This is a genomic window from Arthrobacter sp. AFG20 (assembly GCF_002892795.1).
Taxonomy (GTDB): Bacteria; Actinomycetota; Actinomycetes; order Actinomycetales; family Micrococcaceae; genus Arthrobacter.
Genome location: NZ_PJMC01000005.1, coordinates 278,121 through 291,276, shown reverse-complemented (window position 1 = coordinate 291,276; position 13,156 = coordinate 278,121). Strand labels below are relative to the sequence as shown.

The 13,156-nt window shown below is 66.1% G+C and carries 10 protein-coding genes and 2 tRNA genes; 6 read left to right on the top strand and 6 right to left on the bottom strand.

Features of this window, described 5'->3' with window-relative positions:
- Positions 1–8 precede the first annotated feature (8 nt).
- The 4 genes from ilvC to ilvD all read right to left on the bottom strand — a co-directional run bounded on the left by ilvC (position 9) and on the right by ilvD (position 5,585).
- Entirely contained in the window at positions 9–1,034 is a 1,026-nt protein-coding gene (gene ilvC / locus CXZ05_RS08350) for a ketol-acid reductoisomerase (protein ID WP_102972130.1), read from the bottom strand.
- Positions 1,035–1,108: 74 nt separating this feature from the next.
- Positions 1,109–1,621 carry an acetolactate synthase small subunit gene (gene ilvN, locus CXZ05_RS08345; protein ID WP_050054685.1) on the bottom strand — a complete coding sequence of 171 codons (513 nt, stop codon included), beginning with the start codon at positions 1,619–1,621 and terminating at the stop codon, positions 1,109–1,111.
- A 2-nt stretch (positions 1,622–1,623) separates the two neighbouring features.
- The gene (locus CXZ05_RS08340) at positions 1,624–3,525 is read right to left on the bottom strand and encodes an acetolactate synthase large subunit (protein ID WP_102972129.1); all 1,902 of its coding nucleotides are present in this window, start codon (positions 3,523–3,525) and stop codon (positions 1,624–1,626) included.
- A 338-nt stretch (positions 3,526–3,863) separates the two neighbouring features.
- A complete protein-coding gene (ilvD, locus tag CXZ05_RS08335) occupies positions 3,864–5,585 on the bottom strand; it encodes a dihydroxy-acid dehydratase (RefSeq protein ID WP_102972128.1) in 1,722 nt (573 codons plus the stop codon).
- 225 nt (positions 5,586–5,810) lie between these two features.
- Here ilvD and CXZ05_RS08330 point away from each other — a divergent pair, with 225 nt between their 5' ends.
- The 4 genes from CXZ05_RS08330 (at position 5,811) to CXZ05_RS08315 (ending at position 8,573) form a co-directional block, all read left to right on the top strand.
- Positions 5,811–6,827 (top strand): hypothetical protein, encoded by a 1,017-nt coding sequence (locus tag CXZ05_RS08330; protein WP_102972127.1) that lies wholly within the window; start codon positions 5,811–5,813, stop codon positions 6,825–6,827.
- An 83-nt stretch (positions 6,828–6,910) separates the two neighbouring features.
- A complete protein-coding gene (locus CXZ05_RS08325; RefSeq protein ID WP_258006502.1) occupies positions 6,911–8,125 on the top strand; it encodes a sorbosone dehydrogenase family protein in 1,215 nt (404 codons plus the stop codon).
- 116 nt (positions 8,126–8,241) lie between these two features.
- Positions 8,242–8,317: transfer RNA gene (locus CXZ05_RS08320), tRNA-Lys, on the top strand.
- Between the two features lie 180 nt (positions 8,318–8,497).
- Positions 8,498–8,573 (top strand) — tRNA-Lys (locus CXZ05_RS08315).
- A 93-nt stretch (positions 8,574–8,666) separates the two neighbouring features.
- On the opposite strand, the gene CXZ05_RS08310 is transcribed toward CXZ05_RS08315, so the two are convergent.
- On the bottom strand, positions 8,667–9,695 hold the full coding sequence (locus CXZ05_RS08310; RefSeq protein WP_258006499.1) for a LacI family DNA-binding transcriptional regulator: 1,029 nt from the start codon (positions 9,693–9,695) through the stop codon (positions 8,667–8,669).
- Between the two features lie 130 nt (positions 9,696–9,825).
- Here CXZ05_RS08310 and CXZ05_RS08305 point away from each other — a divergent pair, with 130 nt between their 5' ends.
- The gene (locus CXZ05_RS08305; RefSeq protein WP_102972125.1) at positions 9,826–11,010 is read left to right on the top strand and encodes a Gfo/Idh/MocA family protein; all 1,185 of its coding nucleotides are present in this window, start codon (positions 9,826–9,828) and stop codon (positions 11,008–11,010) included.
- Positions 11,011–11,012: 2 nt separating this feature from the next.
- Complete coding sequence (locus tag CXZ05_RS08300) at positions 11,013–12,026, top strand: Gfo/Idh/MocA family oxidoreductase (RefSeq protein ID WP_102972124.1); 1,014 nt, start codon at positions 11,013–11,015, stop codon at positions 12,024–12,026.
- Positions 12,027–12,108: 82 nt separating this feature from the next.
- Here the strand turns inward: CXZ05_RS08300 and CXZ05_RS08295 are convergent, their stop codons facing one another.
- Entirely contained in the window at positions 12,109–13,143 is a 1,035-nt protein-coding gene (locus CXZ05_RS08295) for a Gfo/Idh/MocA family oxidoreductase (protein ID WP_102972123.1), read from the bottom strand.
- Positions 13,144–13,156 lie beyond the last annotated feature (13 nt).

Here is a 13,156-nt window from a genome sequence, read left to right as displayed (position 1 = left end):
GCTCAGCCTTAGCGGGCTGCAGAGCCTTCCACATAGTCCTCGTCCTGCTGCTGCCAGGAGAACAGGGAGCGCAGTTCGCGGCCGACGTTCTCGATCGGGTGCTGCTCGGCCTTGGCACGCAGCTCCTTGAATTCCGCGCCGCCGTTGTCCTGGTCGTCAATGAACCGCTTGGCGAAGGCGCCGTTCTGGATGTCGGCGAGGACAGCCTTCATGTTTTCCTTCACCTCGGGGGTGATGACGCGCGGGCCGGAGACGTAGTCGCCGTACTCCGCGGTGTCGGAAACGCTCCAGCGCTGCTTGGCGATGCCGCCTTCCCACATGAGGTCAACGATGAGCTTGAGCTCGTGCAGGACCTCGAAGTAGGCGATCTGCGGCTGGTAGCCGGCCTCGGTCAGGGTTTCGAAGCCGTACTGGACCAGCTGGGACACACCGCCGCACAGGACGGACTGCTCGCCGAAGAGGTCCGTTTCGGTCTCTTCGGTGAAGGTGGTCTTGATGACGCCGGCGCGGGTGCCGCCGATGGCCTTGGCGTAGGACTTGGCCAGCTCCCAGGCGGAGCCGGTGGCGTCCTGCTCGACGGCGATGATGTCCGGGATGCCGCGGCCGGCTTCGAACTCGCGGCGCACGGTGTGGCCGGGAGCCTTCGGGGCGACCAGGATGACGTCAACGCCTTCCGGGGCCTCGATGTAGCCGAAGCGGATGTTGAAGCCGTGGGCGAAGGCGAGGGCCTTGCCGGGGGTCAGCTTGTCCTTGATGGAGTCGGTGTAGATCGAGCGCTGGTGCTGGTCCGGCGCCAGGATCATGATGACGTCGGCCCACTCGGCGGCGTCGGCAACGTTCTTGACCGTGAAGCCCGCGTCCTCGGCCTTGGCGATGGACTTGGAGCCTTCCTTGAGCGCGATGACAACCTCGACGCCGGAATCGCGCAGGTTCTGCGCGTGGGCGTGGCCCTGGGAGCCATAGCCGACAATGGCTACCTTGCGACCCTGGATGATCGACAGGTCTGCGTCGTCGTCGTAAAACATTTCAGTCACTTGCGTAACTCCTCTTGAGTGGATTTCTTGTAGATGTGTGTCTGTGGTGCTGCGTTTGCGGGCAATGCCTCCGCCTAGGCGGAGCGCAAGGCCCGATCACTCATGGAGCGGGATCCCCGTCCAACGGCCAAGGTGCCGGACTGCACAATTTCGCGGATACCGAAGGGCTCCAGCACTGAGAGCAGTGCCGTGAGCTTTTCGGGATGGCCAGTTGCTTCAATGACCACCGAGTCTGTGGAGACGTCGACCACTGAAGCACGGAACAGGTCTGCAGCCTGGGTCACCTGCAGACGAGTTGCGGCATCCGCACGTACCTTGACCAGGATGTGGTCGCGCTGTACGGAAGATTCGGAAGTCAGTTCAACAATCTTGATCACGTTGATCAGCTTGTTCAACTGCTTGGTGACCTGTTCGATCAGGTCACCGTCGGCGTCGACGACGACGGTCATCCGGGAGATGCCCGGAACTTCCGTCGGGCCGACGGCCAGGGAATTGATGTTGAAGGCGCGGCGGGCGAAAAGGCTGGCCACGCGGGTCAGCACACCGGGCTTGTCTTCGACCAGAACGGACAGTGTGTGGCGGCTCATGATCAGTCCTCCTCTTCCCATTCCGGGGTCATGTTGCGGGCAACCTGGATCTGGTCGTTGCTGACCCCGGCGGGCACCATCGGCCACACCATGGAGTCGGGGCTGACCACGAAGTCGATGACCACGGGGCGGTCATTGATTTCCAGCGCCTTCTGAATTGTTGCGTCGATGTCCTCGGCCCGCTCGCACCGGAAGGACGCGCAGCCGTAGGCCTCGCCGAGTTTGACGAAGTCCGGGATGCGGATGGTCTCGTGGCCGGTGTTCAGGTCCGTGTTGGAGTAGCGGCCCTCGTAGAAGAGGGTCTGCCACTGGCGCACCATGCCCAGCGAGGAGTTGTTAATGACAGCAACCTTGATGGGGATGTTGTTGATGGCGCAGGTGGCCAGTTCCTGGTTGGTCATCTGGAAGCAGCCGTCGCCGTCGATGGCCCAGACCACACGGTCCGGCTCGCCCACCTTGGCGCCCATGGCAGCCGGAACGGCGTAGCCCATGGTGCCGGCACCGCCGGAGTTCAGCCAGGCATGCGGACGCTCGTACTTGATGAACTGAGCAGCCCACATCTGGTGCTGTCCCACGCCGGCAACGTAGATGCCCTCGGGGCCGGTCAGGGCGCCGATGCGCTCGATAACCCGCTGCGGTGCAGTCAGGCCGTCCTCGGGTTCGGTCCAGCCCAGCGGGTAGGTTTCCTTCAGGTTGTTCAGGAAGGCCCACCAGTTGGTCAGGTCCGGGGTTCCGGAGGTGCCGAACTGGGTCCGGACGGCTTCCGTCAGTTCCGGAATGATCTCCTTTACGGAGCCCACGATGGGCACGTCGGCCGTGCGGTTCTTGGAGATTTCCGCGGGGTCGATGTCGGCGTGGATGACCTTGGCATTGGGCGCGAAGGTCTTCAGGACGCCGGTGACCCGGTCGTCAAAGCGCGCGCCCAGGGTCACCAGCAGGTCCGCCTGCTGCAGCGCGGTCACGGCCGAGACCGTGCCGTGCATGCCGGGCATGCCCACGTGCTGCGGGTGCGAATCCGGGAAGACACCGCGGGCCATGAGTGTCGTGACCACCGGCGCACCGGTCAGTTCGGCCAGCTCGCGCAGTTCAGCCGCGGCGTGGGCCTTGACCACACCGCCGCCCACGTACAGCACGGGCTTGCTGGCGGCGGAGATCAGCTTGGCGGCCTCACGGACCTGCTTGTTGTGGCCGCGAACCACGGGGCGGTAGCCCGGCAGGTCGATCTTGGGCGGCCAGGAGAACGTCATCTGCCCCTGCTGGGCGTCCTTGGCGATGTCAACCAGGACCGGGCCCGGACGTCCGGTCGAGGCGAGGTGGAAGGCCTCGGCCATGACGTGGGGAATGTCGTTGGGGTCCGTCACCAGGAACGAGTGCTTAGTGATGGGCATGGTGATGCCCACGATGTCCGCTTCCTGGAAGGCATCGGTCCCGATCACTCCGCTGGAGACCTGGCCGGTGATGGCCACGAGCGGAACGGAGTCCATGTGGGCATCCATGATGGCGGTGACGAGGTTGGTGGCTCCCGGGCCCGAGGTGGCGATGCAGACGCCCACCCGCCCGGTGACCATGGCGTAGCCTTGCGCGGCGTGGCCGGCTCCCTGTTCGTGACGGACCAGAACGTGGTTCATTTTGGAGGCCATCAAGGGGTCGTAGGTGGGCAGGATCGCGCCACCGGGCAAACCGAAAATGTCGTCGACGCCGAGTTCTTCGAGCGAACGGACAATTGCTTCTGAGCCGGTCATCACCGTCGGGGGTACGACGTTGTTCGGCCCAAGGACAGGAGAGGCGGCTGCAGCAGTGTCGACCCCGGCCTCGGCCGGCTTGTCGACGCGTTCCGGAGCCTTGGCGGCTCCAGCGGACTTTGAAGCCATCAGCGAGGGGCTGATGGGCGATCCTTTGCTCATCGAACTCTTCCTTAGTGGATCTTGAATTGGTGTGGTGCTAGGGAAAACTGAACGTTCCGTCCCGCCCGGAAAATAAAAAAACCCCTCAGCCTGGTGGCTTTCCGAGGGGTTGCGCGTGACAGTTCGTTACCGGTCGGGCTATGGAGCCACGCGCTTAGTAAGTACGACGACGGTGCCGACGGTAACGAAGATCATGCGTTCAGTTTTCCCTCTGGTGGATAGCGTGTCAACGAACCGGCAGGCCATCTCACCATGTGGACATCATTGTCCACGAACTGGTCACGGGAGGCCAGTCCAGCTCCGGTGGGCTGCCTGCGGCAGGCCCACCGGAGTCGCTGCTACCCGCAGTATGCGCCGGTGGAGGCGCTGTGTACCAGCTTGGCGTACTTGGCCAGCACACCCTTGGTGTACCTGGCCGGCAGCGGCGCCCAGCCTTCCTTGCGGGATTCGAGTTCTGCGTCGTCCACCAGCAGGTCGAAGCTGCGGGCGGCGATGTCCACGCGGATCCGGTCACCGTCCTTGACGAACGCGATGGGACCGCCGTCGACCGCTTCCGGGGCGACGTGGCCGATGCACAGGCCCGTGGTTCCGCCGGAGAACCGGCCGTCCGTCAGCAGCAGGACATCCTTGCCCAGGCCCGCGCCCTTGATGGCACCGGTGATGGCGAGCATCTCGCGCATGCCCGGGCCGCCCTTCGGGCCCTCGTAGCGGATGACCACGACGTCGCCCTTCTGGATCTGGCCGTTGTCCAGCGCGTCCAGAGCGCCCTGCTCACGCTCGAAGACGCGTGCGGTGCCTTCGAAGACGTCGGCGTCAAAGCCTGCGCTTTTCACAACGGCGCCCTCGGGGGCCATCGAACCGTGCAGGATGGTGATGCCGCCGGTCTTGTGGATCGGGTTGTCCAGGGCGCGCAGGATCTTGCCATCCAGGTCCGGCGGGTTGATCGCCGCGAGGTTCTCGGCAACCGTCTTGCCGGTGACGGTGAGGCAGTCGCCGTGCAGCAGCCCGGCGTCGAGCAGTGCACGCATGATGACCGGCACGCCACCGATCTTGTCGACGTCGGTCATGACGTAGCGGCCGAACGGCTTCAGGTCGCCCAGGTGCGGGATCTTGTCGCCGATGCGGTTGAAGTCGTCCAGGGTCAGTTCGACCTCTGCCTCGCGGGCGATGGCCAGCAGGTGCAGGACTGCGTTGGTGGATCCGCCGAAGGCCATGGTCACGGCGATGGCGTTCTCGAACGCCTTCTTGGTCATGATGTCGCGGGCCGTGATGCCGAGGCGGAGCAGGTTGACCACCGCTTCGCCGGACTTGCGGGCGAACTCGTCACGGCGGCGGTCTGCCGAGGGCGGGGCCGCGGAGCCCGGCAGGGACATGCCCAGGGCCTCACCGATGCAGGCCATGGTGTTCGCGGTGTACATGCCGCCACAGGCGCCTTCGCCGGGGCAGATGGCCTTTTCGATGCGGGTGAGGTCTTCCATGCTCATCTTGCCCGCGGCGCACGCACCGACGGCTTCGAAGGCGTCGATGAGGGTGACTTCCTTTTCGGAGCCGTCCTCAAGCTTGACCCAGCCGGGCATGATGGAGCCGGCGTAAAGGAACACACTGGCCAGGTCGAGGCGGGCCGCGGCCATCAGCATGCCCGGAAGCGACTTGTCGCAGCCGGCCAACAGCACGGAGCCGTCAATGCGCTCTGCCTGCATGACGGTCTCCACCGAATCCGCGATGACTTCGCGGGAGACCAGGGAGAAGTGCATGCCCTCGTGGCCCATGGAGATGCCGTCGGAAACGGAGATGGTGCCGAACTGCATGGGGAATCCGCCGCCGGCGTGGACGCCTTCCTTGGCGCCCTGGGCCAGCCGGTTCAGGGACAGGTTGCAGGGGGTGATTTCATTCCAGGAGCTCGCGACTCCGATCTGGGGCTTCGCGAAGTCGTCGTCACCCATGCCCACGGCCCGGAACATTCCACGCGCCGGAGCTGCGTGAATGCCGTCAGTGACGATCCGGCTCCGGGGCTTGATGTCAGGCTTGTTATCGGTTGCGATCTGGGTGTCCTCACTCATGGGTCAAAGTCTATGACTCCTGAAAGGCCGCCAACGACCGGAAGTGGCCGGTTTGACCCAATTTCGAGAAAATTTCGATCAAATAGTGGACTTGTGTCTCATACTTTGAGACGGAGAGACTGCGCGCCCTCTCCTCCACTGGCGTTGACAAGCCTAGACAGCCCTATTGACAGCGACGTACCGTCAAGCAACGGCAACCTCGTGTGATGGATGAAAGGTTTTGCTATGGAGTGGATTATCTGGGTCATTGTCATTGTTTTGATCATTGCCATTGTCTGGTGGCTGCTGAACCGGAACTCGCGGGGAACGGCAGCCGACGCGGCACGGACCGAACAGGCGGGGCCCCGCGCCGGAGCCTCTCCCGCAGCGTCAACCGGAACGCAAGAGACGCCGTCGGCCGTTTCTGCCGCAGCAGCGGCAGCGGGACCCCCGTCAGCCACCACCCGGACCGTACCGGAAACTGGGCGCCTGGCCGAACCGGACGCCGGGCCGGCGGCCGCCGAATCTGCGCCGCTGGTAGGCCACCCCGCCCCTGCGTCCACGCGCCCGGACCCCGAGGATGTTGAACCGGACATTGAATCCTGGGAAGCCGCCTCCGACCGCCCCTCCCCGGCGCGGTCCACTGGAGGAGATGTTGACGACTGGGACGACGACGAGGACAAGGCCGAATGGGATGCCCAGTGGTCGGATGCCGGCAGTGCAGAAACAGGCAGTGCCGCGGCAGCCAGTTCCACTCAGCCCGCAGCGCAAGAGCCTGCCGCCCCTACGCATCACGCGGAGTACACGGACCCGCACGCTCCCACCCTGCCGGGCGCGGAATCCGCGGCGGCCGAAGCGACGGACGCTGAGGCCGAAACCCGGCAGCGCATTCAGTCCTCCGCCGCCACGGAAGCCGGAGCCAGCCACGAGGCCCAGCCCCATCACCGCGAACCCCAGCCGCATCATCTGGAACAGGGCTTCGGCGCCGAACGGGGTTTCGGCGAACAGCCCATCCATCGTGAACGTGTAGCCGAAGTGCGTGCAGCAGCCGCCACGGATCAGCCTTACGGCGAGGGATCGGCCGCGCCGGCCGCAGACGGCAGCGCCCCGGACGGTTACGCCGTCAAGGGCGACGCCAGCGCCATGACCTATTACGACGAAGACAGTGCCGGCTACGAGGACGCCCGGGCGGAAGTCTGGTTTCAGTCCCCGGCACATGCCGAGGCTGCCGGGTTCCGGGCGCCGCGGCGGTCCCGGCGCTAACGCCACACGGCGGCGGAGATTGCGGGCGGAGTAAGCGGATGGCACGCAACCACCCCGGCAAGCCCGCAACGGCTGCCGCCGCCATGCCCCCGGCCGCGACCGCCCGGGCGTTTTCCGCCCTGGCGTTGTCCCTGTGCCTGGCGTTGTCCCTGTCCCTGGCGTTGTCCCTGTCCGGCTGCACCGGCGACGGCGGTCAGCCTGCCCCTGCCAGCACCGGCTCCACGGCCAACGGGGCCACCGCGGCGCCTACTCCGGGCACCGGCTCACCGGGGGCGACCGCCTCGGGTGCGAGTGCGCCGGGTGCTTCCGGCGCGGCTCCCACACCGCCGCGGGCGCCGGAAGTGCGGGGCAGGATCGAGGGACTGCAGATTCCCTGGTCGACGGTGTTCCTGCCGGACGGCACGGCCGTCATCTCCGAACGCGATTCCGCCCTGCTCAAATCCGTGACCGACGGCAAGGTCAGCACCATCGGAGCGGTTCCCGGCGTCGCTCCCGGCGGTGAGGGCGGATTGCTGGGCCTGGCACTGTCGCCCGGCTTTGCCTCGGACCGCTATCTCTACGCCTACTTCACCGCCGCCGATGACAACCGGATTGTCCGCATGCGTCTGGAAGGCAGCGGGGCAGCCGGCGGTGCGGGCCTCCGCCTGGGCGAGCCGGCGGTGATCTTCTCGGGCATGTCCAAGGCCTCCACCCACAACGGCGGCAGGATCCGCTTCGGCCCGGACGGCTTCCTCTACGTCGGCACGGGAGACTCACAGCGCCGGGAGCAGCCGCAGGACCGGAACGCCCTGGGCGGCAAGATCCTGCGGCTCACCAAGGACGGCGCCCCCGCGCCCGGAAATCCCTTCCCGAACAATCCCGTCTACAGCCTTGGCCACCGGAACGTGCAGGGTTTGGCATGGGACAGCCAGGGCAGGCTCTGGGCCAGCGAGTTCGGACCCGACGTCAATGACGAACTCAACCTGATCCAGCCCGGCGGAAACTACGGCTGGCCGGAAGTCACGGGAGCACCCCACCGCGACGGATTCATCGACGCCAAGATTGTCTGGCCGTCCACCGCAGACTCCTCGCCCAGCGGACTCGAGATCGTAGGCAGCACGGCCTACCTTGGCGCGCTGAGGGGCCAGCGCCTCTGGGCTGTCCCGCTCGACGGCGAAAACGCCGGCAATCCTGTGGGCTACTTCACGGGGCAGTTTGGGCGGATCAGGAACGTTTCAGCGGCCCCAAACGGGGATTTATGGGCTCTCACCAACAACCAAAACCCTGACTTCGCGCTGATTTTGCGGATTCCACGCTAAGTGGCACCTCCCGCCCGCCCCGATTTCACACCGGCCGAAACTTCGTGTAGAGTTTCATGTCGTTGCGGAGGTCAACGAGGGAAATGAAAAGCCCTTGGAGGCACGAAACAGCAGATGCACCTCTAGCTCAATTGGCAGAGCAATTGACTCTTAATCAATGGGTTCCGGGTTCAAGTCCCGGGGGGTGCACCACAGAAGCCCCGCCTTCAAGGCCACAAGCCAGAAGGCGGGGCTTTGTCGTGCCCGGAATGTGCGTGATGCCGGCTGCGCAGCATGCACGTGTTGTCGTAGCCAAAACATCGTGTAGAGTTTCATGTCGTTGCGGAGGTCAACGAGGGAGACTAAAGCCCTCGGAGGAACGAAACAGCAGATGCACCTCTAGCTCAATTGGCAGAGCAATTGACTCTTAATCAATGGGTTCCGGGTTCAAGTCCCGGGGGGTGCACCACAGAAGCCCCGCCTTCAAGGCCACAAGCCTGAAGGCGGGGCTTTGTCGTTGCCCCGGAGTGGCCGCGCGCTCCCCGGCGCCAGCGGAGGAACCCTAATCCGGCGCACTGCCGGAGGATCCCCTGACCTGCAGCTCGCTGCTGACCAGATGCCTCCGGCCCGGCAGATCCGGATTGCCCAGCCGCTCCAGGATGAACTTGCCGGCCTGGACCCCCACCGCGAGATTGCCGTTGTCCACAGAGGTAAGGGACAGGTGGCGGATGCGGGCCAGATACGTGTTGTCGTAGCCCACCAGGGAAATGTTCCCCGGAACGGTCACGCCCGCGTCCGCTGCGGCGGACAGCACGCCAATGCAGGCGATGTCGTTGAAAGCGAAAATCGCCGTTGGCGGGGTGCCGGCGGCCAGCAGGGTCCGGGCCGCGGCGTAGCCGCTTTCCTCACTCATCCCGCCCGCCACCGCGCACGGTTCCAAGCCGGCCGCCTGCATCGCCTGCTCGTAACCCGACCGTCGCAGGCGCCCGATCTCATCGGGGCCCTGGAGATGCGCGATGCGTTTGTGCCCGAGCGCAATGAGATGCGCGGTGGCCTTCCGCGCACCCGCGGCGTCGTCGTTGACCACCACATCCATGCCCGGCAACTCCGGATCAAGCGTGCCCGCCAGCACCACGGGAACCACGGCGGAGGCGGCCCTGATGGCGGCGGACTCCGTGGTGGTTCCCACCACCACCAGGCCATCAATCCGCTGCTCCAGCAGCGCCTCGACGGACGGGCGGCCGATCCTGCGGTCCGTGTAGGAGTCGGCAAGGACGGGCGAAACGCCGGCCGCATGCAGGGAGGCCGCGAGACCTTCCAGGAGCTCAATGAACCAGGGGTTCCGGAGATCATTGAGCAGGACGCCAACGGTCCCGGTGCGCGGCATCGAGAGCCCGCGGGCGAGTTTGTTGGGCCGGTAACCCAGTTCGTCCATCGCCTCAAGCACCGCCCGCCGTCGGGAATCGCTGACGTTCCCGGAGCCCTGCAGAACCAGCGAGACCAGCGACTTGGACACCCCGGCCCGGTCTGCCACGTCCCGGATCGTGGGCTTCGCTGCGGGCAGGCCGCTGTTGGGGAACGATGGGATCACGGGGCTCCTCTTAAGGTCGTGTCAGCCGGGTACTGCCAGTCGGGTACCAGCCTAAGGGGTTGACGAACCGGCTCATGCCACTAAGTATGGACCGGTCCAAGAAAATTCCAAAGAGTCAAAGAGGATCCTGATGAGTGAACCGCATGCACGGCAGCTGCTGGCCGGAATGATTGGAGGCGGCGCAGGGGCCGACATCGGCAAGACGCACCGCCGCGCGATGCGCTTGGACGGCGAATACGACCTTCAGGCTGGGGTCTTTGGCCGCGATCAGGCCCATTCCGCTGCCGTCGCGTCCCAACTTGGCATCCCGGAAGACCGGCACTACGCCGGTTACCGAGAGATGGCGGAAAAGGAAGCGAGCCGGGAGGACGGCGTCGATGTGGTGGTTGTTGCGACGCCGAACGACAGCCACTTCGAGATCGCCCGCACTTTTCTCGAGGCCGGCATCTCGGTGGTGTGCGAGAAGCCGCTGACCCGGGACTCAGTGACCGCCGCGGAACTGGTGCGGATCGCCGCTGAAAACGGCGCTGTACTGGCGGTTCCGCACTGCTACTCGGCCTACGCCATGGTGCGCCACGCGGCCCGGATGGTGCGCGACGGCCAGCTGGGAGCCGTCACGTTCGCGGACGTGGAGCACGCCTCGGGCTGGGCGGCTTCTCCCCTGGAACAAGGCGGGCACAAGCAGGCCACTTGGCGGACGGACCCGGACATCGCCGGCTTCCCCAGCGTCGTCGGCGACCTCGGCACGCACGGCTTCCACCTGCTTCGCTACATCACCGGGCTCGAGGCCGAGAGGGTCTCTGGGCGGCTGAAGACCCTGGTTCCGGGCAGGCGGGTCTTCGACCATGCCACCGTCGAACTGCAGCTCACCGGTGAGGTTCCGGGCCGGCTGTGGGCCAGCATGGCCGCCGCCGGCCACAACCACGGCCTGCGGATCCGGGTCTTCGGCACGAAGGGAAACCTCGAGTGGCAGCACGAGGACCCCCACCGCCTGTTGATGCAGGACCTCGCCGGGACCACGACGGTGCTGACGGAAGGGCTCAGCACCCTGTCGGAGGACGCCTCGCGCCTCACCAGGGTAGGGCTGGGCCATCCTGAAGGATTCCTCGAAGCCTTTGCCAACTTCTACCGCGACCTGGCCGCCGAACTGCGCGCCCGCCGGGACGGCACCCTGCCGGAGACCCGGGAACTGTCCTTCCCCACGGGACACGACGGCCTTGTAGGCGTCCGGTTCGTGGAGGCGGTCGCAGCCTCACATGCCCGGGATGCCGCCTGGGTAACCCCGGCCGGCGCCGTCGAGAAGGTGGGGGTCTGACCATGCAGCGCTTCGCACTCCTCGGGGCAGGCTTCATTGGCTCCGTTCACGCCGCCAACCTCGCAGCCCACCCGGACGTTGACTTCCGCTTCGTCTTCGATGTCGACCAGGACCGCGCGAAGGCCCTGGCCGTGAAGCACGGCGCCCGCGCTGCCGCGGACCTGGAGGAGGTGTTCGCCTCCGCTGCCATCGACGCGGTGTTCATCGCCTCCTCCACCGACACCCACGCCGCGCACCTGCGCCGTGCCGCCAAGGCCGGCGTGGCAGTGCTGTGCGAAAAACCGATCGACCTGGACCTCGGGCAGGCCCGGGAGACTGCAGCCTTCGCCGCCAAGCACGCGGTGCCGGTCATGGTGGACTTCAACCGGCGCTTTGACCGTGACTACGCCGAGCTCAAGAGGATTGTCGACGCCGGCGAAATCGGAGATGTAGAACTCATCCAGCTCACCAGCCGCGGCCCGGCCATGCCGCCGCTCTCCTACATCGCCACGTCGGGCGGGCAGATGCGCGACCAGACCGTTCACTTCTTCGACCTGGTCCGCTGGCTGACGGGAGCGGACCCGGTTGAGGTCTTCGCCACCGGGTCAGCCCTGGCAGAACCGCGGCTGGCCGAGTACGGCGATGTGGATACCTCCGTGGTGTCGCTCCGGCTTCCCGGCGGCGCCCTGGTCCAGATCGACTGCGCGCGCCGCACCGGTTACGGCTATGACGAACGGATCGAAATCATGGGCTCCACGGGCATGGCCGAGGCCGGCCGCCACCGCGCCGGGGCTGTGTCCCGCTACTACTCAGGGAAGGTGGTGGACGACGGCATGCACCCCGGCTGGTTTGAACGGGTCCAGCCGACCTACGCCGCCGCCCTGGCCCACTTTGTGGCTGCGTTGGAGAACGGAAAAGCGGCCGACGGCGGTTCAGCCGTCGCGCCGTCCCTCGAGGATGGCCTGAAGGCCCAGGCGATCGCCGAAGCGGCAACGCTGTCCCTGCGCACGGGCAGGACCGAGACCATCCAGTACTGATTCGGCACCTCCCTGCGCGAACGTACAGTTGTGGCCCCTTTTCCGTCCGGAATTGGGGCCACAACTGTACGTTCGCGCCGTGTCAGCCCGCCGGCTGGAGCGCCACCCGCACCGGCTCCCCGGACTGCAGCGATGCCTGGGCAGCGTCGGCCACCATGGAGGCTGCGACGGCGTCCTCCGGTGTGCACGGGTTCTGCCGCTGCCCCAGCACTACTTCCACGAAGGCCGCCATCTCGGCACGGTATGCCGTGTGGAACCGCTCGGCGAACGTCATGTGCGGCGGCCCCGCCGGGAAACCGATCCCGGGCTCGGCAGAAGACATCGCCATCTGCTCATCCATCCCCACCATGATGGACCCTGCGGATCCCTGGAGTTCCAGCCGGACATCATGGCCCGCCCCGTTGTAGCGGGTGGCCGAGACCGTTCCGACGCTGCCGTCGTCGAACGTCACCACAGCCAGCGCGGTATCGACGTCGCCGACGGCACCGATTGCGGGGTCACCGTTGTTGGACCCCTTGGCGAAAACCTCCACGATTTCCTTGCCGGTGAGCCAGCGGAGGATGTCGAAGTCGTGGACGGAACAGTCGCGGAAGAGCCCGCCGGATGTCGCCAGGAACTCCACCGGCGGCGGCGTCATGTCGCACGTCACTGCCCTGACCGTGTGAAGCCACCCCAGCTCCCCGGCGTCGAAGGCGCGCTTGGCCTCCAGGTAGCCTGGATCGAACCGGCGCTGGTGGCCGATCTGCACGGTCCCGCCCGTGGCCCGTATATGGTCGAGCACGGGCAGTGATTCCTCGACGTTCACAGTGACGGGCTTTTCGCAGAACACCGGGATTCCTGCGTCCACTCCGGCCCTGATCAGGTCCGGATGCGTGGCCGTCCCGGTGGCGATGACCAGTCCGTCGACGCCCGAGTCAAGCAAGGCTTCAACGGACGGAAGGAAAGCCGCGCCAATTCCGCCGGCCAGGGTGCGTGCGTGCTCTTCGGCAACGTCGGTCAGCTTAAGGTGCACCGTAGTGCCCTGCGGCGTGATCAGCTCATTCAGGCTGGTGATGTTGCGTGCGTGCATCGCACCGATCCGGCCGACTCCCACGAGTCCAAGGCTTACCTCTTTCATGCTGCTCCTTGTC

Excerpts from the sequence above, each read along its gene's own strand:
- ilvN (WP_050054685.1), bottom strand. The coding sequence starts at position 1,621 with ATGAGCCGCCACACACTGTCCGTTCTGGTCGAAGACAAGCCCGGTGTG.
- CXZ05_RS08340 (WP_102972129.1), bottom strand. The coding sequence starts at position 3,525 with ATGAGCAAAGGATCGCCCATCAGCCCCTCGCTGATGGCTTCAAAGTCC.
- ilvD (WP_102972128.1), bottom strand. The coding sequence starts at position 5,585 with ATGAGTGAGGACACCCAGATCGCAACCGATAACAAGCCTGACATCAAG.
- CXZ05_RS08330 (WP_102972127.1), top strand. The coding sequence starts at position 5,811 with ATGGAGTGGATTATCTGGGTCATTGTCATTGTTTTGATCATTGCCATT.
- CXZ05_RS08325 (WP_258006502.1), top strand. The coding sequence starts at position 6,911 with ATGCCCCCGGCCGCGACCGCCCGGGCGTTTTCCGCCCTGGCGTTGTCC.
- CXZ05_RS08305 (WP_102972125.1), top strand. The coding sequence starts at position 9,826 with ATGAGTGAACCGCATGCACGGCAGCTGCTGGCCGGAATGATTGGAGGC.
- CXZ05_RS08300 (WP_102972124.1), top strand. The coding sequence starts at position 11,013 with ATGCAGCGCTTCGCACTCCTCGGGGCAGGCTTCATTGGCTCCGTTCAC.
- CXZ05_RS08295 (WP_102972123.1), bottom strand. The coding sequence starts at position 13,143 with ATGAAAGAGGTAAGCCTTGGACTCGTGGGAGTCGGCCGGATCGGTGCG.